17 protein-coding genes are annotated in these 23,470 nt (G+C 33.1%); 13 read left to right on the forward strand and 4 right to left on the reverse strand.

Annotated elements, in window-relative coordinates; genetic code table 11:
* Window positions 1-29 precede the first annotated feature (29 nt).
* The 7 genes from M4I21_RS04170 to M4I21_RS04200 all read left to right on the forward strand — a co-directional run bounded on the left by M4I21_RS04170 (window position 30) and on the right by M4I21_RS04200 (window position 11,088).
* Window positions 30-3,812, forward strand: a complete 3,783-nt coding sequence (locus M4I21_RS04170; protein WP_249557874.1) for an efflux RND transporter permease subunit — start codon at window positions 30-32, stop codon at window positions 3,810-3,812.
* A gap of 215 nt (window positions 3,813-4,027) precedes the next feature.
* The gene (locus M4I21_RS04175; RefSeq protein ID WP_249557875.1) at window positions 4,028-4,381 is read left to right on the forward strand and encodes a four helix bundle protein; all 354 of its coding nucleotides are present in this window, start codon (window positions 4,028-4,030) and stop codon (window positions 4,379-4,381) included.
* Between the two features lies 1 nt (window position 4,382).
* The gene (locus M4I21_RS04180; RefSeq protein WP_249557876.1) at window positions 4,383-5,738 is read left to right on the forward strand and encodes a TolC family protein; all 1,356 of its coding nucleotides are present in this window, start codon (window positions 4,383-4,385) and stop codon (window positions 5,736-5,738) included.
* A gap of 2 nt (window positions 5,739-5,740) precedes the next feature.
* Window positions 5,741-6,295: a helix-turn-helix domain-containing protein gene (locus M4I21_RS04185; RefSeq protein WP_249557877.1), complete on the forward strand. Its 555-nt coding sequence runs from the start codon at window positions 5,741-5,743 to the stop codon at window positions 6,293-6,295.
* A gap of 70 nt (window positions 6,296-6,365) precedes the next feature.
* Window positions 6,366-8,861, forward strand: a complete 2,496-nt coding sequence (locus M4I21_RS04190; protein ID WP_249557878.1) for a heavy metal translocating P-type ATPase — start codon at window positions 6,366-6,368, stop codon at window positions 8,859-8,861.
* A gap of 3 nt (window positions 8,862-8,864) precedes the next feature.
* A complete protein-coding gene (locus M4I21_RS04195; RefSeq protein ID WP_249558280.1) occupies window positions 8,865-10,628 on the forward strand; it encodes an efflux RND transporter periplasmic adaptor subunit in 1,764 nt (587 codons plus the stop codon).
* A gap of 43 nt (window positions 10,629-10,671) precedes the next feature.
* Window positions 10,672-11,088, forward strand: a complete 417-nt coding sequence (locus tag M4I21_RS04200) for a heavy-metal-associated domain-containing protein (protein ID WP_249557879.1) — start codon at window positions 10,672-10,674, stop codon at window positions 11,086-11,088.
* A 75-nt stretch (window positions 11,089-11,163) separates the two neighbouring features.
* On the opposite strand, the gene M4I21_RS04205 is transcribed toward M4I21_RS04200, so the two are convergent.
* Complete coding sequence (locus M4I21_RS04205) at window positions 11,164-11,829, reverse strand: 3'-5' exonuclease (protein ID WP_249557880.1); 666 nt, start codon at window positions 11,827-11,829, stop codon at window positions 11,164-11,166.
* Entirely contained in the window at window positions 11,826-13,748 is a 1,923-nt protein-coding gene (locus M4I21_RS04210) for a DUF294 nucleotidyltransferase-like domain-containing protein (protein WP_249557881.1), read from the reverse strand. Before M4I21_RS04210 ends, M4I21_RS04205 begins: the two co-directional genes overlap by 4 nt.
* A 604-nt stretch (window positions 13,749-14,352) precedes the next feature.
* Between M4I21_RS04210 and M4I21_RS04215 the strand changes: the two genes are divergently transcribed.
* The 6 genes from M4I21_RS04215 to M4I21_RS04240 are packed head-to-tail and all read left to right on the forward strand — an operon-like array spanning window position 14,353 to window position 20,290.
* Window positions 14,353-15,756 (forward strand): arginine decarboxylase, encoded by a 1,404-nt coding sequence (locus M4I21_RS04215; protein WP_249557882.1) that lies wholly within the window; start codon window positions 14,353-14,355, stop codon window positions 15,754-15,756.
* Window positions 15,740-16,690 (forward strand): agmatinase, encoded by a 951-nt coding sequence (gene speB / locus M4I21_RS04220; RefSeq protein ID WP_249557883.1) that lies wholly within the window; start codon window positions 15,740-15,742, stop codon window positions 16,688-16,690. The genes M4I21_RS04215 and speB overlap by 17 nt, the downstream gene beginning before the upstream one ends.
* A 9-nt stretch (window positions 16,691-16,699) precedes the next feature.
* Window positions 16,700-18,232 carry a bifunctional GNAT family N-acetyltransferase/carbon-nitrogen hydrolase family protein gene (locus M4I21_RS04225; protein ID WP_249557884.1) on the forward strand — a complete coding sequence of 511 codons (1,533 nt, stop codon included), beginning with the start codon at window positions 16,700-16,702 and terminating at the stop codon, window positions 18,230-18,232.
* 8 nt (window positions 18,233-18,240) lie between these two features.
* Window positions 18,241-19,209 (forward strand): deoxyhypusine synthase family protein, encoded by a 969-nt coding sequence (locus M4I21_RS04230; RefSeq protein ID WP_249557885.1) that lies wholly within the window; start codon window positions 18,241-18,243, stop codon window positions 19,207-19,209.
* Window positions 19,210-19,211: 2 nt separating this feature from the next.
* Window positions 19,212-19,511, forward strand: coding sequence for a hypothetical protein (locus tag M4I21_RS04235; RefSeq protein WP_249557886.1), 300 nt, complete (start codon window positions 19,212-19,214; stop codon window positions 19,509-19,511).
* 2 nt (window positions 19,512-19,513) lie between these two features.
* Window positions 19,514-20,290: an RMD1 family protein gene (locus M4I21_RS04240; RefSeq protein WP_249557887.1), complete on the forward strand. Its 777-nt coding sequence runs from the start codon at window positions 19,514-19,516 to the stop codon at window positions 20,288-20,290.
* Window positions 20,291-20,326: 36 nt separating this feature from the next.
* Here the strand turns inward: M4I21_RS04240 and M4I21_RS04245 are convergent, their stop codons facing one another.
* Both M4I21_RS04245 and gldJ read right to left on the reverse strand, forming a co-directional pair.
* Entirely contained in the window at window positions 20,327-21,604 is a 1,278-nt protein-coding gene (locus M4I21_RS04245; protein ID WP_249557888.1) for a UDP-N-acetylmuramoyl-tripeptide--D-alanyl-D-alanine ligase, read from the reverse strand.
* 67 nt (window positions 21,605-21,671) lie between these two features.
* Window positions 21,672-23,339, reverse strand: coding sequence for a gliding motility lipoprotein GldJ (gene gldJ / locus M4I21_RS04250; protein ID WP_249557889.1), 1,668 nt, complete (start codon window positions 23,337-23,339; stop codon window positions 21,672-21,674).
* Between the last annotated feature and the right edge of the window lie 131 nt (window positions 23,340-23,470).

Genomic DNA, 23,470 nt, shown 5'->3' on the forward strand with positions numbered 1-23,470 from the left:
TTGTATTCACTACTAAAATTTTATAATCAATGCTAAATAGAAGCATCAAATTTCTAATAGAAAATAAGCTTGTAGCTGTTTTGTTACTCGTTCTTTTTATAGGCTGGGGAACCGTAAATGCACCGTTTAATTGGGATACAGGTTTTTTGCCAAGTAATCCGGTAGCTGTAGATGCTATACCAGATATTGGCGAGAACCAACAAATTGTGTATACCAAATGGGATGGTCGTTCACCACAAGATATAGAAGATCAAATTACATACCCATTAACGGCATCTTTATTGGGTATTCCTGGGGTAAAAACCATTCGTAGTTCATCTATGTTTGGGTTTTCTAATATTTATATCATTTTTGATGAGGATGTAGAGTTTTACTGGAGTCGTAGTAGAATTTTAGAGAAACTAAATTCTTTGCCAAGTAATTTATTGCCAGAAGGTGTAAACCCTGCCTTGGGTCCAGATGCAACAGGTTTGGGACAAGTGTATTGGTATACCCTAGAAGGTAGAGATAAAGATGGTAATGTTACTGGCGGTTGGGACTTAAATGAACTTAGAAGCGTGCAAGATTACTATGTAAAGTTTGCGCTGTCTTCTGCAAGTGGAGTATCTGAGGTTGCTTCTATTGGGGGGTACGTACAGGAATATCAGATAGATGTTAACCCAGAATTAATGCGCCAATATAATATTGGCTTGGACAAAGTTGTAAAAGCAGTAAAAGATAGTAATAAAGATATTGGTGCGCAGACTTTAGAAATTAATAAAGCCGAGTATTTAGTTCGTGGTTTAGGATATGTAAAATCTGTGGAAGATATAGAGAATGCAGTTGTTACTTCTGTTAACTATACCGCTATAAAAATAAAAGACATTGCTAAAGTGTCTTTAGGGCCTGCTGCTCGTAGAGGTATTTTAGACAAAGAAGGTGCTGAGGTTGCAGGTGGAGTTATAGTTGCACGTTATGGTGCTAATCCAATGGAGGTGATAACCAACGTAAAAGAAAAAATAAAAGAACTTAGTGCGGGTATGCCATCTAAGGTTTTAAAAGATGGTAGAACATCACAATTAACTATAGTTCCTTTTTATGATAGAAGTGAGCTTATACAAGAAACACTAAGCACATTAAACGAAGCCTTAACGTTAGAAATACTAATTACTATTTTAGTAATTATTGTAATGGTATTTAACCTTAGAGCATCTGTTCTTATTTCTGGTTTGTTACCAGTAGCAGTCTTAATGGTTTTTGTAGCTATGAAACTTTTTAATGTAGATGCTAATATTGTAGCTCTTTCTGGTATTGCAATTGCCATTGGTACAATGGTAGATGTAGGTGTTATTTTATCAGAAAATATTATTAGGCATATAGATGAGGAAAATCTTAGAGTTAAAAGGGAAGAGTTAAATGTTAACACGATAAATGTTGATGAAGAAAAATTATCAATTAATCAAATTGTATACAATGCTACTGCAGAGGTTTCCGGAGCAATTGTAACTGCTGTATTAACCACTATAATTAGCTTTTTACCTGTTTTTACAATGTTAGGAGCAGAGGGTAAATTATTTAGACCGTTGGCTTTTACCAAAACATTTGCGCTTATTGCCGCATTGGTTATAGCTTTATTCTTAATTCCACCGTTTGCCGCATCAATATTTAAAAAAGTCAACCTAAAAAAAACGGTATCTAATGTTTTAAATGCATTATTAATTGTTGTTGGTAGTGTAATAGTAGTTTATGGGTATTGGATAGGTACTTTGCTTATTGGCTTTGGTCTTACTGCTTTTTGGTTTACTTTCTCTAGTCAAAAAGAATATAGAATATCGTTTTTCAATTTCAATTTTACAATTAATAAGAATACGGTAAATATTATATTGTCTTGCGTGGCTATTGTGCTTTTACTAGCAGAACATTGGAGACCATTAGGTGTTGGGAACAGCCTATTTTTAAACCTTCTATTTGTTTCTATTATTTGTTTTGGCTTGTTAGGTGTATTTAGTGTTTTTCAAAAATACTATAAGCAAATTTTACAATGGGCGTTACAAAACAGACTGTTGTTTTTATCAATTCCTTTAACGTTAGTTGTTTTTGGATTTTTCATTCTTAAAAATACAGGTAAAGAGTTTATGCCGTCTTTAAATGAAGGTTCGTTTTTATTAATGCCTACATCTATGCCACATTCTGGTGTAGAAGAAAATAAACGTGTTTTACAACAGTTAGATATGGCTGTGGCTAGTATTCCAGAAATTAAAACTGTAGTTGGTAAAGCGGGTAGAACAGAATCTGCTCTAGATCCTGCACCATTATCTATGTACGAGAATATGATTCAGTATAAACCGGAATATATGCTGAATGAAAAAGGAGAACGTCAACGTTATAAAGTAAATGATGATGGTGATTTTGTTCTTAAAAACGGAATGTTATTACGTGTAGAAGAACGTGAAACTTGGGAATCCATCAACCTAAAGGAACAATTAATTCCAGATAATAGTGGAGATCTTTTTCGTAATTGGAGACCAGAAATTAAGAGTCCAGATGATATTTGGAACGAAATTGTTAGGGTGACTAAATTACCAGGAGTAACATCTGCACCAAAACTGCAACCTATAGAAACTCGTCTAGTAATGCTGCAAACAGGTATGCGTGCACCAATGGGCATAAAAGTAAAAGGTCAAGATTTAAAAGAGATTGAAGCTTTTGGTATTCAGTTAGAGGGTATTTTAAAACAAGCAGAAGGAGTAAAAGTAGAAGCTGTTTTTGCAGATCGTATCGTAGGTAAACCTTATTTGTTAATAGATATTGATAGAGAAAAAATAGCGCGTTACGGTATTTCTATAGATAATGTGCAAAGCGTTTTACAAGTTGCCGTTGGTGGTATGGTATTAACCCAAACAGTAGAAGGTCGCGAGCGTTATGGCGTTCGTGTACGTTACCCAAGAGAGCTGCGTAGCAATCCAGAGGATTTAAAAAACATTTATATTCCAGTAGAAAAAGGAAGCCCAGTTCCGTTAAGCGAATTGGCAAGTATTACCTATGAGCAAGGGCCACAAGTTATAAAAAGTGAAGATACTTTTCTTGTTGGTTATGTTTTGTTTGATAAACTAGATGGTTTTGCAGAGGTAAATGTTGTAGAAAAGGCGCAAGAGTTAATAGAAAGTAAAATTAGCACAGGCGAATTGGTTGTGCCAAAAGGAATAAATTATCAATTTACGGGAACGTACGAAAATCAGTTGCGTGCAGAAAAGACGTTATCTGTTGTTGTGCCATTAGCGTTGGTAATTATTTTCCTTATTCTGTATTTTCAGTTTAGATCGATAACAACGTCATTAATGATTTTTACAGGAATTACAGTTGCTTTTGCAGGTGGCTTTATAATGATGTGGTTATATGGTCAAGATTGGTTTTTAAATTTCAGCCTATTTGGAGAAAATTTAAGAGACCTGTTTAATATGAAAACTATTAATCTAAGTGTAGCAGTTTGGGTTGGTTTTATTGCATTATTTGGTATCGCTACAGATGATGGTGTTGTAATGGCAACATACCTTACACAGACTTTTAATAAAGAAACCCCAACAACTAAAAACGAAATTAGGTTAGCGACTTTAGAAGCAGCAGGTAAACGTATTAGACCTTGTTTAATGACAACCGTTACAACTGTTTTAGCATTGCTGCCAGTACTTACATCTACAGGTAGAGGTAGTGATATTATGATTCCTATGGCGATTCCAATTTTTGGCGGAATGATTATAGATATAACATCCTATTTTATTGTTCCGGTTTTATATAGTTGGAGAGAAGAGGCGAAATTGAAAGTGAAAAACTAAAAGTGATAAGTTAAGAGTGATAAGTGAAAAACTAAAAGTGATAAGTTAAGAGTGATAAGTGAAAAACTAAAAGTGATAAGTGAAAAGTGATAAGTTAAGAGTGATAAGTGAAAAACTATAAGTGATAAGTTAAGAGTGATAAGTGAAAAATGAAGAGTGATAAGTTGAAAGTGAAAAGTTGAAAGTGAAGATTGGAAAACTAAAAGTGAAAAGTTATGGCAGAAAGTATTTTAAAAGAAAAGAGTTATGCCTTCGCAATTTTAATTGTTAAGTTATCACAGGTATTGGTTGCAGAAAAAAAGGAATATATTTTAAGCAAACAACTTTTGCGAAGTGGAACCGCTGTTGGAGCGTTAATTCGTGAGGCTGAATTTGCACAAAGTAAGCCTGATTTTATACATAAAATGAGTATTTCATTAAAAGAAGCTAATGAATCTCTTTACTGGATAGACTTATTAAAAGATACAGGTTATATGAGTAAGCAAGAATATAATACCCATTATAATCTAAATAAAGAATTGGTAGCAATGTTAGTGAGTTCAATTAAAACTACAAAATCGCGATTGTAATATGAAAATATTTAAAATCATAAAATTTAATAAAGAACAGACGAAAGTGAAAGGTGAAAACTTAGAAATAGATAAAACGAAGTTATTTATTTATTTAAACAAAATGTTAGCTTTTCGCTTTACAGTCTTCTCTTTTCGTTTAAAGAATGCTGTTATTTTTAGCTTTTCTCTTTTAACTTTTCACTTAAGTAATGGTCAGAAACTAGAAACATATATACATGAAGCTTTGGAGAACAGTCCAGAGATTCAGAAGTACCAGTTGCGTTACGGTATTGCATCAGAAAAGGTAAACGAATCTAATACATTGCCAAATACAGATTTCTCTGCAGGTTATTTTGTGAGCGAGCCAGAGACAAAAACTGGTCCGCAACGCTTTAAATTATCGGCAAAACAAATGTTACCTTGGTTTGGGACTATTACTGCTAGAGAAAATTATGCAAGTTCATTAGCAGATGCAACCTTTGAAGACGTAGTTATAGCAAAGCGTAAATTGGTGGTTTCAGTAACACAGTCGTACTACAACCTTTACACATTAAAAGCAAAACAGACAGTTTTAAAAGAGAATTTTGAATTGCTAAAAACGTATGAGACTCTGGCTTTATCTTCTGTAGAAACAGGTGCTGCATCTGCAGTAGATGTGTTGCGTTTGCAAATGAGACAAAACGAGATAGAACAACTAAGACAAGTTTTAGAACAGCAATATGTAGGAGAACAAACTGTGTTTAATAAATTATTAAATAGAGCTAAAAAAGAAGAGGTTCATGTAGTAGAAACATTATTTCTTCCGACTAATGATATGCAAATTGTAGACAAAGATTTTACATTGCATCCAGAATTAATTAAGTATGATAAGTTGTATCAATCTATAGAAAAATCTGAATTGTTAAACCAGAAAGAACGTAAGCCTCTACTAGGTTTTGGAATAGATTACATAGCGGTTACAGAATTGCCTAATCAGAGTTTTACAGACAATGGTAAAGATGTATTAATGCCAATGGTAGCATTGTCTATTCCTATTTTTAATAAAAGTTATAAATCTAAAACCAAACAAAATGAGCTTTTACAGCAAGAAATTGTACAGCAAAAACAAGAACGATTAAATGTTTTGGAAACACAATTAAGTAAAGCGGTAACAAATTTAAATGCAGCTAAAATTAATTACAATACACAACTTAAAAATATACAGCAAGCGAAAGATGCAGAAGAAATTTTAATAAGAAGTTACGAGACGGGAACAATAGATTTTAATGACGTATTAGATGTACAAGAATTGCAGTTAAAGTTTCAGATAAATCAGATTGATGCAGTCTATAACTATTATTTACAGTTTGCAATAATTAACTATTTAACACAGTAATAATGGAAACTATCTATATAAAAAATATGGTTTGTAATCGCTGTATAGTATCGGTTTTAAATATTTTTAAAACTGAAGATTACACTGTGGAATCTTTAAAATTAGGGGAGGTTGTAGCCATTAAAGGGCTAAAAAGTGAGTTTGGTAATTTAAGCTATGCTCTTGAAAAAGCTGGTTTTGAAATTATAGAGAATGATAATGATGCTTTAATAGAAAAAATAAAGGTTGCTATAATTCATAAAATTGAAATAGGAGAAACAGCGAATTTGTTTCAGGCATTAGCAGTGAAATTTAGTAAAACAGAAGCCGCTCTAAGTAAACTTTTTAGTAAATCTGAAGGGTTAACCTTGGAGAAATATACCATCAACCTAAAAATTGAAAAAGTAAAAGAACACATACAATTAGGGCAATTAAATTTTTCTGAAATAGCTTATAGCTTAAATTATAAAACAAGCAGCCATTTAGCGCGACAGTTTAAGGCTGTTACAGGAATGTCTATGAGCAATTATAAAAGCCTAGGAAGTTGGGATAGAAAGACATTAGACAGAATTGTATAAATAAGAATCGGAATTGTGAAAACCAAAGAAGAAGCATTTATTTAATTTTGTAGTATAAAAAGAAGACAGAATGAAACATACATATCACATACACGGAATGACTTGTAATGGTTGTCGTGGCCACGTAGAAAAAACACTTTCTAATATAGACGGAGTAACTAATGCTGCGGTTAATTTAGAAAAAGCTGAAGCTATTATAGAAATGGAATCTCATATAGCATTAGAAACTTTAGCAGAAGCATTAAAAAACGATGGCGGTAGATATAGTATACATAATTTAGGTGAGCACGTGCATACTCCTAAAAAGGAAGCGCAACCCAAAGGGCAAGGAACAGGTGTTTTTTATTGCCCAATGCATTGTGAAGAAGATAAAACATATGATAAGGCTGGCGACTGTCCAGTGTGCGGTATGGACTTGGTAGAGGAACAGAATTTAAACGCTGTTGCAGAACAACAATATACGTGCCCTATGCACCCAGAGGTTGTAAAAGACGAACCTGGCGATTGTCCTATTTGTGGTATGGATTTAGTGCCAATGAAGCCTAGTCTTTCTGCTGAAGAAAAAACATATAACAAGCTAATTCGTAAGTTTTGGATTGCATTAGGGTTTACATTGCCTGTTTTTTTAATAGCAATGAGCGAGATGCTTCCGAACAACCCATTGTACACTATTCTGGACCAGAAATATTGGAATTGGGTGCAATTAGTACTTTCTATTCCTGTTGTTTTTTACGCAACTTGGATGTTTTTTGAGCGTGCTTACAGAAGTGTAAAGACGTGGAATTTAAATATGTTTACGCTTATAGGCATTGGTGCAGGTGTAGCTTGGTTGTTTAGTGTGTTTGGCTTACTAGTCCCAGATTTCTTTCCGGCCGAGTTTAAAACAGAAAGCGGTGCAGTACACGTTTATTTTGAGGCTGCTACGGTAATATTAACGTTGGTTTTAATGGGGCAAGTGTTAGAGGCACGTGCGCATAGTAAAACAAATGCAGCAGTAAAAGAGTTACTTAAATTAGCACCTAACAAAGCAGTTAAAGTTGTAAACGGAGTAGAAGAAGAGGTTTCTATAAATGCCGTTGTTAAAGGCGATATTTTAAGAGTTAAACCAGGTGAAAAAATACCGGTAGACGGTTTTATTACAGAAGGGAAAACGACGGTAGATGAATCTATGATTTCTGGTGAACCAATTGCTGTAAGTAAAACAGTAAAAGATGAGGTTAGCAGTGGAACTATGAACGGTAATCAATCTTTTTTAATGCAAGCAGAAAAAGTGGGTGCAGATACATTGCTTTCTCAGATTGTAAAAATGGTGAATGATGCTAGTCGTAGTAGAGCGCCAATTCAGAAATTAGCAGATAAAGTATCTGGTTATTTTGTGCCAATTGTAGTATTTATTTCTATAGTTACATTTATAGTTTGGGCAGTTTTTGGTCCAGATCCAGCTTATGTTTTTGCATTGGTAAATGCTATTGCGGTTTTAATTATCGCGTGCCCTTGTGCGTTGGGTTTAGCAACGCCAATGTCTATTATGGTAGGCGTTGGTAAAGGAGCACAAAATGGTGTTTTAATTAAAAATGCAGAGGCTTTAGAATTAATGAATAAGGTAGATACATTAATTGTAGACAAAACAGGAACCATTACAGAGGGGAAACCTACAGTAGAAAAAGTAGGTGGTTTTTCGGCTGATTTTACCACAGATAAAATTACACAGTATATCGCTTCTTTAAATAGTTCTAGTGAGCACCCTTTAGCAGAGGCAACTGTAAATTATGGTAAAGAAAAAGGTGTTACAGTTTTAAAGGTAGATGAATTTAATGCGGTAACAGGAAAAGGAGTAGAAGGTGTTGTAGCCGCTAAAAAAATAAGCCTAGGTAATGCTAAAATGATGGAGTTTGCCAATGCTGCTATTTCTCCTTCAATGAAAGAAGAAGTTCAAGTGTTTCAAAAACAAGGAAAAACAGTTTCTTACGTAGCAATAGAGACTTCTATTATTGGCTATGTTGTTATAGCAGATAAAATTAAAGAAACCAGTGCTAAAGCTATTAAAGAATTACAAGATAGAGGCATTGCTGTAATTATGCTTACAGGTGATAATTATGACACAGCAAAGGCTGTAGCAGACGCACTTAATTTAACCTCTTTTAAAGCTGGTATGTTACCACAAAACAAGTTAGAAGAAGTTGAAAAACTACAAAAGCAAGGTAAAATAGTAGCTATGGCTGGTGATGGAATTAATGATGCACCTGCTTTAGCAAAAAGTAGCGTTGGTATAGCAATGGGCACAGGTACAGATGTTGCTATAGAGAGCGCAATGATTACACTTGTAAAAGGAGATTTACACGGTATAGTTAAAGCGCATAATTTAAGTGATGCAGTACTTAAAAATATTAAGCAAAACTTATTCTTTGCGCTAATCTATAATACTATTGGTGTGCCAATTGCTGCAGGTGTTTTATATCCTGTTTTTGGGTTGTTATTATCTCCAATGATAGCTGCTTTGGCTATGAGTTTTAGTTCAGTTTCTGTAATTGCAAATGCATTGCGATTAAAAAATATAAAAATATAGATGATGAAAAAATATCTAGTGTATGCGGTTATTTTAGTTGTGGGGCTTTTGTTGGGAAAACTTTTTTTTGGCGGAACAATGGAAGTACAAAAAACTAAAGATAATCATAACCATAATGAAACTTCAATGGTTAATGAAATGTGGACGTGCTCTATGCATCCACAGATTATGCAACCAGAAGCTGGCGATTGTCCTATTTGTGGTATGGATTTAATTCCTGCAGAAACTAGTGCAGAAGGTTTGTTAGCAGATCAATTTAAGCTGACAAAAAATGCAATGGCTTTAGCTAATATACAAACCACAGTTGTTGGACAAAGTAGTGCAGATAACAATGATGGTATAACGCTATCTGGTAAGGTTGTAATTAATGATGATGAGACGGCTATACAACCAGCTCATTTTAATGGTAGAATAGAAAAGTTATATGTTACCTCTCTAGGTGAAAAAGTGAGTAGAGGACAGGCTGTTGCTAAAATATATTCACCCGAGTTAATTGCAGCGCAACAAGAGCTAATTACGGCATATAAATTAAGAGCATCACAACCACAATTATACAAAGCTGTACAAGCAAAATTTAAAAATTGGAAAGTACACGGGTCACAATTAGAAGAGGTTGTAAAAACAGGTAATGTAAAAACTAGTTTCACAATATATTCTCACGTGTCTGGTGTGGTAACAGAAATTGCTGTGAGTGATGGGGCCCATATTATGGATGGTAAACCTATTTTTAAAGTATCTAACTTAAATACGGTTTGGGCAAATTTTGATGTATACGAAAATCAAATTTCATTATTTAAAAAAGGTCAAAATATTAAAGTAGTAACCAAGGCATATCCCGATAAATTTTTTAATGCAAAGGTGTCTTATATAGACCCTATTTTAAATTCGCAAACCAGAACAGTAATACTTAGGACTGTTCTAAGTAATAAAGACAATGTGTTTAAGCCGGGAATGTTTGTAGAAGGTAAAATACAAACAGGTACAGAGACAACAAAACAGGTTGTAGTTGTACCTGCATCGGCAGTTTTGTGGACAGGTAAGCGTTCCGTGGTATATACAAAAGCTACCGCTAACGAACCCGTTTTTGAAATGAAAGAAATTGAACTTGGTGCTAAAATTGGAGATAATTACCAGGTTATAAGCGGATTAGATAATGGAGATGAGGTGGTAACCAATGGAGCTTTTACTGTAGATGCTGCGGCACAACTACAAGGAAAAAAATCTATGATGAATAAGTCGGGCGGAAAAGCAACTACGGGCCACGAAGGCCATATGAAAATGCAATCTAATAAAGGGGCTAAAAACGTGAGAATTAAAGTGTCTGAAGATTTTCAGGCTCAGCTAGCAGCTGTTTTGGAATCTTATATTTTAGTAAAGGATGATTTAGTTAATGAGAGTACAATAGCATCAAGCAAGAATGCAAAAGCAATGCTTAAACAAATAGAAAAAGTAAATTTGAAGCTTTTAAAAACTGAAGATGCTCTTAAAGAAGGAGAATTATTTATCAGTCCTATAAAACAAGAAACAGAACTTTTTGTAGCATCAGAAGATATAAAAGAACAACGTAAACATTTTCAAAATATATCAGCAAAACTATTAAGTGCTATAGAAGTTTTTGGAGTTAATAAAAAAATATACAGCCATTTTTGTCCAATGGCAGACAGTAATAAAGGTGCTTTTTGGTTAAGTAAAGAAGAAAGTATTGTTAATCCATATTTTGGAAAAGCAATGCTTAATTGTGGTGAAATTAGTAAAATTATAGAATAAGAATACAAAAACAATTATAGTAACAACTAAATAATTAACTATTATGAAAAAGATGATTTTGAGTATAACTGTATTAAGTGTGTTAGCCTTTGCAAGTTGTAAAAACGAAGCAAAGCAACCAACAGAGGAAGCTAATGAAACTACAACAGTGGCCGTAGAAAATGAATTAGCTACGACTAAAGCTACTTTTGGTGTGCGTGGCAACTGTGGTATGTGTAAAAGTACTATAGAAAAAGCCGCAAAGTCCGTAGATGGAGTTTCTAGTGCAAACTGGGATGTAAAAAAGAAACAAATTACGGTAGCTTTTAATGGTGATAAAACAAATGAAACTGCTTTGCATAATGCTATAGCGGCTTCTGGTTACGATACTGATAAATCTGTAGGTCGTGAAGACGCTTACAAAGAATTACCTGCTTGTTGTAAATACGATCACGAAATGGCAATGAGTTTAGAAGAATAGGGAAACTATTTTTAAAAATGGAAAAGCACTAAATCCTTGCATAGGTTTTGGTGCTTTTTTTAGTTATAATTATGCCTAGTAAATTCGCAACAACTGTTTTAAAGTAGAAATATTTTTCTCTTTTAATTTTGATAAAATCTTTAGAAAGGCGATCGCAGTAATATAGGCATCACCAAGAGCAGTATGTCTGTCTTTTACAGAAAGATTAAACTTTTCTGCCAATTCATCTAAAGAGTAATGCTCTTTTTTCACTAATAAATTAGAGCGTATAAGTGTTTTTTTATACAGAGTAGATGTGTCTAGTATTTTGTTTTTAAGCTTAGGTAAACTATAACGTTCTAGAGCTGTATTTATAAAAGTAACATCAAAACCTGCGTGATGAGCTACAATAACACTATTTCCTAAGTACGCTAGAAATAATTTTAAAGTTTCTAATTCTTCTAACCTAGTGGCTTTACCTTCTTTTAAAATTCCGTGTATCTCTGCAGTTTGTTGGTTGTAGTGATCTTGATGTATAAACACCTCAAAACTATCGCCTACATTAATATCATTATTCTTAAGTTTTAATGCGCCAATACAAAGCATGCGATCTTCTTCATAACTAAAACCAGTAGTTTCTGTATCTAGAACAACAAAGGTTATATCTTCTATTTTTTCTGGGAGCTTAGCATCAAAAAGATTTTCATAACTACGCCAATAGTCTGGTAAGTCTAACTTACTTTTTTTAAAGAAGTTTCTCATCTTAATAAGTTTGATACTTTAAATCTAATATACACCAATTCTTGAATTTCTTTAATAGTCCTAAAGGTCCGTTTTAGTTTAATTTTTTCTGCTTTTGTAAGCTTACTTAAGGATATATATCTGCCAGAATCGTTGTGAGCTAGACCTTGTTTGGTTCTAAATTTTAATAGCGCTTTTGTAGCATACGAAGCAGCCATAAAAAGTTCTGCATTGTTGGGTTCTAATTCAGCTAATTTTTCAAAACGTTCTGCTGTATAATTTATAGATTTTATAGAGTGCGATAAAAGAAGTACTCTAGCGGCATCTGTTAAGGGCATTAGTGCTCTTCTTTTAATATCAAAAGAATCTTTGTTTGCACCATCTTGTTCTACTAAAAATTGTCTAAAGAATCCTGTTGGCGATGGATTTTGTAATGCGCCACTAGCTAAATGTAAAAAGAAGCTAGGGTAGTTTTTTGCAGTTTTAAATATATGGTCTGATAGGTCTGAGACTAGATCGTGATTGCCATAAACATTATTATAATCAAAAAATATCGAGGATAATAGAACTTCGTCTGGACCAGGATTGGTAATCCAAGTCGTTATGTTCTTTTTCCATTCGCTTAAACTTAAACACCAGCTAGGGTTAGACGCCATCATCTCTGCAGGGCAGTACTCGTAGCCAATAACATTAAGTCGCTGTGTAACCTGTTTGGCAAAATGTATAAAAAAGGCTCTGGTTTCCTCTAAGTCTTCAGGAGCTACATCTTCAAATACTAACGCATTATCTTGGTCTGTATGCAAAAGTTGCTCACTTCTACCTTGACTACCCAACGCAAGCCATGCAAAAGTTACAGGTGGCGGTGTATCTAGCTTTGCTAAAGAGTTTTTAATTATTTGTTTAATACAAGCATCATTAAGCTCAGAGATTATTTTAGAAATTAACGTCATTGGTATATTCTGATCTAAATAGCCTCTAAGAAGCATCATTATACCTTTTCTAACTTGTTTAATTTCTTTGGTTCTAGTTGCTCTTTTTATTGCCTTAATTAAAACTGTAGGGTTGTTACCAACAGCCAGCATAACATCATGCTTAGATAATATACCAACTGCCTTAGAGTTTACTGTACCATCTTTGGTTAAGCATAAATGACTAATATTGCTTTTAATCATAGCCATTTGTGCCTGTGTAATTGTTAGTTTTTTAGAATAAGTAATTACAGGAGATGTCATTATTTCGCTAGCTGGTGCAGAAATAGGTAATTGGCCTGTCACAATTTTATTACGTAAATCTTTATCTGTAATAATACCAATAGGCATCTTATCTTCTAACACTAAAATAGCACCAACATTTTTACTTGTCATTTTTGCAGCTAACACCTTTGCTTGGGTTTTAGGAGAGCAGCTAACAAGTTTTTTAGAATATTTAACGGGTTGTAAATCTAATAACTCAGTACTAGGATTGTAAATTTCTGTACTTTCTGGTTCGCCATATAAAGTTCCTCTGTGACTTTTAGAATAGGGATTTCTTGTATTAGACGCAAAACTGTCTATTAAAAAATTACCAACCTCTCTATTGCTGGTTGCATAAGGTTTAAAAGTGGTTATTGGTATGGCATAAAGAATACTCTCTTCATGCGCTTTGGCTTCCATTTTGTAATTTTCATTAGCAATTAAAGGTCGTAATCCAAAAATATCTCCCTCATCACAGATGTCTACAATAGTACTGGTTTGGGTTTTATTTAAAGATACAGCTCCTTTGTGTACAATATAAAAATGAGAGTGTGGTACATCGTTCTCATTAAAAATGATAGCATCTTTTTCTTTATAAACTATAGAAATTTGAGTAGATAATTCTTGCAACTCTTCTAATAATAGTAGATTAAAAGGAGGGTAGTTTTTTAAGAAATCTGCTACTCTGTGCGAAATAGTATTTTTCATAGAGGGTGACTATAGTGTTTGTTTTTTGTGTTCTCTAGCTATATAATTTAGAAATGAAGCTATAAAATAACAGAACTAATGTACGTTAGTGTGTCAATAGAATGCAATTTGTTTGTTGTTTTTTATAAAATAATCTTTTTTTTATTTTTTGAAATGATATTTAAAATGCTTTTAGCCCTTAATTTTAGAGGTGTTTTCTATGGTTGCGTTTTTTAAATGTTAAGCAAAAATTATTTTTTTCATTTTTTTTATTTGAATATTAGTTTTTTCGTTTTTTTTGTTTTCATTTGTTCTGTCAAAATAACATAACAATTTTGGCGTTTTAGCACGTAGCTGAGCATAAATGTATAATGTTTATATGTTCGGGTTTTTGGGAATTAGGAAGGTATACCCACAAACAACCTATAAGATAGGAAACCGAATTTTAAAGCTAACTTCCGGTAACAACTCTATAGTCTGCAGTCAGCATGACTACTTCTTCGTGCCAACCACGGAGCGTCAAATCATTGTTTAGTATTTAGAAATTTTTTTACAAAAAATAGTGCCAAAAGGTGCAAGGTTTTCTTGTGCTTCAAATTTTTAATTTTACTAAAATAATAATTTAATGAATACTAAATATATCGATTTAATTGACCAAACTTATCATTTTCCACAAGAAGAATTTAAGTTAGATGGTGAAAACCTTATGTTTCATGACATACCGCTAAAGCAACTAGTAGAGCAGTATGGCAGCCCTTTGAAATTCACATACTTACCAAAAATCTCTGACAACATTTCTAGAGCTAAAGATTGGTTTGGTATTGCAATGGAGAAGCACAAATACAAAGGTAAATACCATTACTGTTACTGTACAAAAAGTTCTCACTTTAAGCCTGTATTGCACGAGGCATTAAAGAATGATATTCATATAGAAACGTCTTCTGCGTTTGATATTGATATTGTAGAAAATTTAAAAAAGGATGGTAAAATTAAAGATGATACATATGTAATTTGTAACGGTTTTAAGAGAGACCAATACGTAACTAACATTGCTAGATTAATTAATGAAGGTCACCGTAACTGTATTCCTATAATAGATAATTACGAGGAAATAGATTTGTTGTCTAATGAAATTAAGGACGATTTTAAAGTAGGTATACGTATAGCGTCTGAAGAAGAACCTAAGTTTGAGTTCTACACTTCTCGTTTAGGTATTGGGTACAAAAACATAGTTCCTTTTTACGAAAGTCAGATAAAAGATAATGATAAAGTGCAATTAAAAATGTTGCATTTCTTTATTAACACAGGTATAAAAGATAACGCATATTATTGGAACGAACTTTTAAAGTGTTTAAAGGTTTATGTTAAACTGAAAAAAATATGCCCATCATTAGATAGTTTAAACATAGGAGGCGGTTTTCCTATTAAAAACTCGTTGGTGTTTGATTATGATTATCAATATATGATTGATGAAATAATTAATCAAATTCAATTAACTTGTGATGAAGCAGATGTAGATGTACCAAATATTTTTACAGAATTTGGTAGCTTTACAGTAGGTGAGTCTGGAGGAGCTATTTATGAAATTTTATACCAGAAGCAACAAAACGATAGAGAAAAGTGGAACATGATAGATTCTTCTTTTATTACAACATTGCCTGATACATGGGCAATTAATAAGAGATTTATTATGTTGGCAATTAATAGATGGGAAGATGAGTACGAGCGTGTTTTACTAGGTGGTTTAACTTGCGATAGTGATGACTATTACAACAGCGAGCAAAATACAAACGCTATTTATTTACCAAAATATAAAAAAGATAAACCATTATATATTGGATTCTTTAATACAGGTGCTTACCAAGAAAGTATTGGTGGTTATGGCGGTTTACAACACTGTTTAATACCACACCCTAAGCATATATTAATAGATAAAGATGTAGACGGAAATATAACAACCAAATTATTTAGTGAACAACAAAAGGCAGAAGATCTGCTTAAAATTTTAGGATATGAGCACAACAAATAATTACGCAGGCATACCAGACCAGTTTGCGCAATTGGAAACCGCAAAAGTAGTTTTAATACCTGTTCCTTATGACGGAACAAGTACATGGGGAAAAGGAGCAGATAAGGGGCCAGAAGCCTTTTTAAATGCATCGGAAAATATGGAGCTGTACGATATTGAAACAGGAACAGAACCATACCAGCAAGGTGTATATCTTGCAGATGCAATTACTGAAAATAGTTCTCCAGAAGCTATGGTAGATGCAGTGCATAAAATAACCAAAAAATACATTAAGCGTAATAAGTTTGTTACCTTGTTTGGTGGTGAGCACTCTATATCTATAGGAACAATTAGAGCTTTTAATGAGTGTTTTAGCAACTTAACAGTATTGCATATAGATGCACATGCAGATTTAAGAGCATCTTATGAGGGTACTACTTGTAATCATGCTTGTGCTGTACATGAAGCTAGTCAGCAAACGAACTTATTACAAGTTGGTATACGTAGTATGGATGCAATAGAAAAAACATTCATGGACGAAGAAAAAACATTCTTTGCACATGATATGGTAAACGATGAGTATTGGATGGATAAAGTTGTAAATCAAATGACAGAAAACGTATTTATTACGTTAGATTTAGATGCTTTTGATCCTTCTATAATGCCATCTACAGGTACGCCAGAACCAGGAGGCTTACTTTGGTACGAGATGCTTGAGTTTTTAAAACAAGTGTTTACAGAGAAAAATGTTGTTGGTTTTGATATTGTTGAGCTTTGCCCAAATAAAGCAGATAAATCATCAGACTTTTTGGCTGCAAAATTATATTACAAAATGTTAAGTTATAAATTTGCGACTAACGATGATAGTTATGACAATGGTGATGATGCTGATAAAGCAAATCCATTTAGTAAACTATCTAAGTTTAAAGATGCTGCTGATAACGATGATTTTTAGTATTATAAAATGATCAAAAATATAGAAAACATTGAGCTTCATTATTTAACCTTAACTGACTATAAGCAGTTAAAAGAAGCAATGATTCAGGCATACTCTAGTATGCCAGGTTCTTATTGGAGAGAGAGTCAAATTAAATCTTTAATTGATAAATTTCCAGAAGGGCAGGTTGTAATAAAGATAAATGGAGAGTTGGCGGGTTGTGCATTATCTATAAAATTAGATTATGATAGTTTCGACGATCAACATACGTATGAAGATATTACGGGCAATTATACCTTTGATACGCATCATGAAGATGGTGATGTTTTATACGGAATAGATGTTTTTATAAAAAAAGAATACAGAGGTTTACGTTTAGGTAGAAGGTTGTATGATTATAGAAAAGAACTGGCTGAAAAACAAAATTTAAAAGGAATTGCTTTTGGCGGTAGAATTCCTAATTATCATAAATATGCAGCAACTTTATCACCAAAAGAATATATAGAAAGTGTAAAGCGTAAGGATATACATGATCCGGTTTTAAACTTTCAAATTTCGAATGATTTTCATCCTTCAAAAATTTTAAAAGGATATTTAGAAGGTGATGAGAATTCTGGTGAATTTGCAGTTTTGTTAGAATGGGATAATATTTACTACGAGAAAAAATCTAAAAAAGCAGCGACAAAGAAAAAAGTGGTGCGTTTAGGCTTAATTCAGTGGCAAATGCGTTTGTATAAAGATTTGGAAGAATTAATGCAACAAGCAGAATATTTTGTTGATGCAGTTTCTGCTTACAGATCTGACTTTGCATTGTTTCCAGAGTTTTTTAATGCGCCTTTAATGGCCGATAATAATCACTTGCCAGAATCGGAAGCAATTAGAGAATTAGCAAAATATACACCACAAATTGTTCAGAAATTTTCTGAGTTAGCGATTACGTATAATATTAATATTATTACGGGTAGTATGCCAGAAATTAAGGATGAATTGCTGTACAATGCTGGTTATATCTGTAAAAGAGATGGTTCTACAGAGCGTTATGAAAAATTACATGTTACACCAGATGAAGCCAAGGTTTGGGGAATGCAAGGTGGTAATGAAATAAAAACGTTTGATACAGATTGCGGTAAAATTGGGGTATTAATTTGTTATGATTCTGAGTTTCCAGAACTAAGTAGAATTTTAGCAGAAGAAGGAATGGATATTTTGTTTGTTCCGTTTTTAACAGATACTCAAAATGGATATTCTAGAGTGCGCCATTGTGCACAAGCTAGAGCAATAGAAAACGAGTGTTATGTGGCCATTGCAGGTAGTGTTGGTAATTTGCCAAAAGTAAATAATATGGACATTCAGTATGCGCAATCTATGGTATTTACACCTTGCGATTTCTCTTTTCCTGCAAACGGAATTAAGGCAGAAGCAACTACAAATACCGAAATGATTTTAATTGCTGATGTGGATTTAGACTTGTTAAAAGACTTGAATAAATTTGGTAGTGTACGTAATTTAAAAGATAGAAGAACAGATATTTTCGAAGTTAGAAAATTATCAAAAAAATAAAAAATAAAATGAGCAAACCAATTACAAATTTTATAGAAAAATACTTTTTACACTTTAATGCTGCTGCTTTAGTAGACGCTGCAAAAGGGTATGAAGCACAATTAAATAAAGGGTCTAAAATGTTAGTTTCTTTAGCAGGAGCAATGAGTACTGCAGAGTTAGGAAAGATTTTTGCAGAAATGATTCGTCAAGATAAAGTGCAAATAGTTTCTTGTACAGGAGCCAACTTAGAGGAAGATGTTATGAATCTTGTAGCACATTCTCATTACAAACGTGTGCCTAATTATAGAGATTTAACGCCTCAAGATGAATGGGATTTATTAGAAAAAGGACTAAACAGAGTTACAGATACTTGTATACCAGAAGAAGAGGCTTTTAGAAGAATTCAAGAACATATTGTAAAAATATGGAAAGATGCAGAGGCAAATGGTGAGCGTTTTTTACCTCATGAATATATGTACAAATTATTATTGTCTGGGGTTTTAGAGCAATATTACGAGATAGATATTAAAGATTCTTGGATGTATGCAGCTGCAGAAAAGAACTTGCCAATTATTTGTCCAGGTTGGGAAGATTCTACTATGGGTAATATTTTTGCTTCTTATGTTTTAAAAGGCGAATTAAAAGCGAGTACGGTAAAATCTGGTATAGAATATATGACTTTCCTTGCAGATTGGTATACAAATAATTCTGAAAACGGAATTGGATTCTTTCAAATTGGAGGAGGAATTGCAGGAGATTTTCCAATCTGTGTTGTTCCAATGTTGTATCAAGATATGGAAAAACCGGAAACTCCATTTTGGAGTTATTTTTGTCAGATTTCAGATTCTACAACAAGTTATGGTTCGTATTCTGGAGCAGTACCAAATGAGAAAATTACTTGGGGTAAATTAGATATTGATACGCCAAAGTTTATTATAGAAAGTGATGCCACGATTGTTGCGCCATTAATTTTTGCTTACTTGTTAGAGATGTAACTATGGATAATTTAAAAAGAGTTATAGTAGATTTTAAAAAGCTAACACCTGAAGTTTTAAAACTTTTAGTAGAAAGGTATCCTGATGGTTATGATGACCTAAATGTTATTCGTTTTTCTAATGCCAAAGGAGAGCGTATAGAGGCCGTTGAGGTGTTAACAGAGGACACTAAGTACTTGGTTAAAATTAGTGAGAAGTTAGAAGTAACTATGGCTAATTATGATGAAGATGATTATGAAGGTTTTGATGATGATGACCCTGATGCAATACCAGATGTACCTTTAGAAGAAGATGAAGATTAGCTATGTATAGCGTAGACGCCTACCAAATTGCGGCCTCTATATCTATTAGAGAATGCAAACGTAATTTATCTTGGAACCTGCTTTTTTTAGACGGAGACGAGTTGTTTTATGAGATGGGTGATGAAAAGTTTGTGTACATCTTTCAATACGGAATGGTTGGTTTTTTTAACCATTCCTTAGAAGAGAAAAGAATAATTTTAGATGGTATTAAACCTTTTTGCAAGGGGTTAAAAGAAGAACGTTTTTCTGAAGAGGTTAACGTTATAATAGAACCAGGTAAGCAAGAGGTATCATTTTATAAAGTGATAATACCTTCTTTTGATACAGAAGCAATACGTTTAATAGTTTTAAATGCATCGCAGTCTGTAGCTTTGGATAATTATTTTGAAATTACAGAGAAACTTTTAGGAGAAACAAACGAACATACAAAGTATCTTGAGCAAAAAGGAAAATTAGATATATCTGGCAATAAGTTAAAACGATTTATAGGTCGAGTTTTAAACATTAAAAACGAGATTTCTGAAAACTTATATATTTTTGATTCACCAGATGTAACTTGGGATAACGAAACTTTAAATCATTTAAACCTAGAGTTAAAAAAGACGTTTGACTTAAAAGACAGGTACAGATACATTCACGAGCGGTTAGGTGTTATAAAAGAAAACCTAGAGCTGTTTAAGGATATAATGGATCATAAAGAAAGTAGTAGGCTAGAATGGATTATTATAATCTTAATTGTAATAGAAGTTTTAGATATGTTTTTTCTGAAATTAATATAAAAACTAAAAAGCCTCTCTGTAATAGAGAGGCTTTTTTTATAGTATATCTAAAATTCTTTCTAGGGCCATACCTCTAGAACCTTTTATTAAAAGGTAGCTGTTGGCTTGTAAAGGATGTTCTTTTAAGTACGTTGGTATGTCATTAAAACTAGGAAGTTGTATAGCTTCAGTTTTTACTTTAGCAAAATTCTCTCCTACTAAAAAGGAAGTAGTAAAATTCATTTTGGTAACCTTGTCTGCAATCTCTTGGTGTTCTGCAGCGGCTGTATTTCCCAACTCAAACATATCGCCTAAAAAAACAATTTTGTGGGCAGCTTTTAAGCTGTTAAAATTATCTAATGCAGCCGTCATACTTGTTGGGTTGGCATTATAAGCATCTAGTATTATTTTATGGCCGTTTAGTTCTACTATTTGCGATCTATTATTTTCTGGAACATAACGTTCTATTGCATCTTTAATTTCGGGTAACGTAATATTAAAATATTTTCCCATTAAAATGGCAGCACAACAATTTGTAAAGTTATAGGCGCCAACTAAGTTAGATGTTATAGTGGTATCCTTAACTTTTATAGTCACAAAAGGATTTGCATTTACTAATTCTATCTTGTAGTATTGCTCGTTACTTGTGCTAAACCCTATTTTTTTAATATAGTTGCCAAGTTTGCTTTCTTGTATAGAATCATCAGCATTTAAAAAAATATGCTTTTGGTTTGTTGTTAGGTAGTGGTATAATTCGCTTTTGCCCTGTATTACACCCTCTGTACTTCCAAAACCTTCTAAATGGGCCTTTCCAAAATTAGTAATATAACCGTAGTCTGGTTCTGCTAAGTTGCTTAAAAATTCTATTTCTTTAAGGTGATTAGCACCCATTTCTACAATTGCAATTTCCGTATCTTCTTTTATAGATAAAAGAGTTAAAGGAACACCAATATGGTTGTTTAAGTTGCCAACGGTAGCAATGGTTTTATATTTTTTTTGAAAAACAGCTTTTATAAGTTCTTTGGTCGTAGTTTTTCCGTTACTACCTGTTAGACCAATAACTTTTGCTATACATTGCTTTCTATGGTATTTACCAAGTTGTTGCAAAGTTTGTAAAACATCTTCAACCAAAATAAATTGATCTGATATTGCGTATTTCTTTTCGTCAACAATAACATAAGCAGCACCTTTTTGTAGTGCTTCTTTGGCATATTTATTACCATTAAAATTATCGCCTTTAAGAGCGAAAAAAATACAGTCTTTGGTGATTTTTCTTGTATCTGTACAAACGGTAGAATACGTTAAAAATAGTTGATGGATTTGTGCTATTGTCATAAAGCGAATATAAAAAAAAAAGACCGCTCTAAGGAGCAGTCTTTTTTAAAAAATATGTTATAGTAAGTTATTTTACTTTTTTACCTCTAGCAGTCTTATTTTTAGTTTTAGACTTAGAACCAACTCTAGACATTGCACATCTAAAGCCAATATCATCTGTAGCCATATACTGTGGTAAGTATCTACGTTGTGCAGGGTCTAACCAGAATGCACGGTCTCTCCAAGAACCACCTTTGTATACTCTAACTTCATTGTTAATTAAAGAAGTTCTATAATTAGATTTGTCATAGTTTCTAATAAATTTACCAGCACTATCTCTTTCTATCTTGTTTGTAGGTGAGTTGTACATAGATTTCTTGTTAGATTCATCACCATCTGCATCATTAAACTTATCGTAAAATCTTGTAGATCCTGGTTCACCATCTCTGTAACCTCTGTTGTCACTAGAAGAGAAGTTTGTTCTTAAGTACGTTTCTTCTTCATCTACAGGAACCATTTTAATTTCTCCTGGTAAGTTAACTGCTACTATTTTTCCGTTTGGTAAGGTGTCATATAAAACAGAATCTCTAAGGATGTTTACTTTACCATCTTCGCCAATAGCTGTTTTCATATAAATGTTACCTCTATAGTAGTTAAAATCACTAATTTCATCATCTACTATTGGTCTGTATACATCGGCAACCCATTCAGATACGTTACCGGCCATATCGTAAAGACCTAAATCATTTGGTTTGTAAGACATAACTGCGTTAGTAATATCTGCACCATCGTCAGACCAACCAGCAATTCCGCCATAATCACCTTTACCTTGTTTAAAGTTGGCTAATTGATCACCTCTACCAACACGTTGCCCGTTACGAGTGTAATCACCATCCCAAGGATATTTTTTTCTACCTCTATAGTTATTGTATTCTCTATTACCTTGGTTAGCTTGTGCAGCATATTCCCATTCTGTTTCTGTAGGTAATCTATATTCTGGTAAAATTATACCACTACTTCTTTTAGCAAAAGTAGAAACTGAATCCACCTTTTGAGCTTTACCTTGTAAAGAATCTATTTGTCCGCCATATACAGACTCTGGTCTGTTTAGGTAAGCCTCAGTACTAAAGGTACCACCGCCTTCACCATTTAAGGCTTTATATTTAGCTTCGTTATTAAGAAAACCTTCTTTTTCTAGCATTAGTTCGTTAACACGGTCTGTACGCCATTCCGCAAATTGAGTAGCTTGCACCCAGTTAACACCAACAACAGGATACTCTGCATAACCAGGGTGTCTTAAATAGTTATTAGTCATAGTTTCGTTAAAACCAAGTCTGTTTCTCCATACTAACGTATCTGGTAAAGCACCTTTATATATGTTAGCATATTTAGGGTTTTCTGGAGGGTAAACAGATTTTAAGTAATCTAAAAATTGTAGGTACATTTTATTAGTTACTTCAGTTTCATCCATATAAAAGGATTGTACGTGTTGCTGAGTTGGCGTATTATTCCAATCGTGCATAACATCATCTTGCACTTTACCTTTTGTAAAGGTACCTCCTTCTACAAAGACAAGACCGGGTGCGGTAACTTGTTCTTTAAAATCAGAGTTGTGCTGAAAACCACCTTCTTTGGCGTTAATTTTCCAACCTGTGGCACGAGATACATCTTTGGAAGAAGATGATTTTTTACAACTTGTAATGCTACCTGCTACAACAGCACACGAGAGTACAACTTTAATGAATTGTTTTTTCATAATTAAGACTTGAGTTCTATTCTTTACTGCTAATTTGCAGTTATACTATACTTATTTTCTATTTAAACTTTGCTTACTATCGGCTTATTAAACGCAAATTTTCTAAGAATATTTTACATATCCTAAAAAAA

Origin of the sequence: Cellulophaga sp. 20_2_10 (assembly GCF_023476645.1) — a bacterium.
Lineage (GTDB): Bacteria > Bacteroidota > Bacteroidia > Flavobacteriales > Flavobacteriaceae > Cellulophaga.

Bases quoted from the DNA above. Each gene is read 5' to 3' on its own strand.
- M4I21_RS04170 (WP_249557874.1), top strand. From the start codon at position 30: ATGCTAAATAGAAGCATCAAATTTCTAATAGAAAATAAGCTTGTAGCT.
- M4I21_RS04175 (WP_249557875.1), top strand. From the start codon at position 4,028: ATGGCAGAAAGTATTTTAAAAGAAAAGAGTTATGCCTTCGCAATTTTA.
- M4I21_RS04180 (WP_249557876.1), top strand. From the start codon at position 4,383: ATGAAAATATTTAAAATCATAAAATTTAATAAAGAACAGACGAAAGTG.
- M4I21_RS04185 (WP_249557877.1), top strand. From the start codon at position 5,741: ATGGAAACTATCTATATAAAAAATATGGTTTGTAATCGCTGTATAGTA.
- M4I21_RS04190 (WP_249557878.1), top strand. From the start codon at position 6,366: ATGAAACATACATATCACATACACGGAATGACTTGTAATGGTTGTCGT.
- M4I21_RS04195 (WP_249558280.1), top strand. From the start codon at position 8,865: ATGAAAAAATATCTAGTGTATGCGGTTATTTTAGTTGTGGGGCTTTTG.
- M4I21_RS04200 (WP_249557879.1), top strand. From the start codon at position 10,672: ATGAAAAAGATGATTTTGAGTATAACTGTATTAAGTGTGTTAGCCTTT.
- M4I21_RS04205 (WP_249557880.1), bottom strand. From the start codon at position 11,829: ATGAGAAACTTCTTTAAAAAAAGTAAGTTAGACTTACCAGACTATTGG.
- M4I21_RS04210 (WP_249557881.1), bottom strand. From the start codon at position 13,748: ATGAAAAATACTATTTCGCACAGAGTAGCAGATTTCTTAAAAAACTAC.
- M4I21_RS04215 (WP_249557882.1), top strand. From the start codon at position 14,353: ATGAATACTAAATATATCGATTTAATTGACCAAACTTATCATTTTCCA.
- speB (WP_249557883.1), top strand. From the start codon at position 15,740: ATGAGCACAACAAATAATTACGCAGGCATACCAGACCAGTTTGCGCAA.
- M4I21_RS04225 (WP_249557884.1), top strand. From the start codon at position 16,700: ATGATCAAAAATATAGAAAACATTGAGCTTCATTATTTAACCTTAACT.
- M4I21_RS04230 (WP_249557885.1), top strand. From the start codon at position 18,241: ATGAGCAAACCAATTACAAATTTTATAGAAAAATACTTTTTACACTTT.
- M4I21_RS04235 (WP_249557886.1), top strand. From the start codon at position 19,212: ATGGATAATTTAAAAAGAGTTATAGTAGATTTTAAAAAGCTAACACCT.
- M4I21_RS04240 (WP_249557887.1), top strand. From the start codon at position 19,514: ATGTATAGCGTAGACGCCTACCAAATTGCGGCCTCTATATCTATTAGA.
- M4I21_RS04245 (WP_249557888.1), bottom strand. From the start codon at position 21,604: ATGACAATAGCACAAATCCATCAACTATTTTTAACGTATTCTACCGTT.
- gldJ (WP_249557889.1), bottom strand. From the start codon at position 23,339: ATGAAAAAACAATTCATTAAAGTTGTACTCTCGTGTGCTGTTGTAGCA.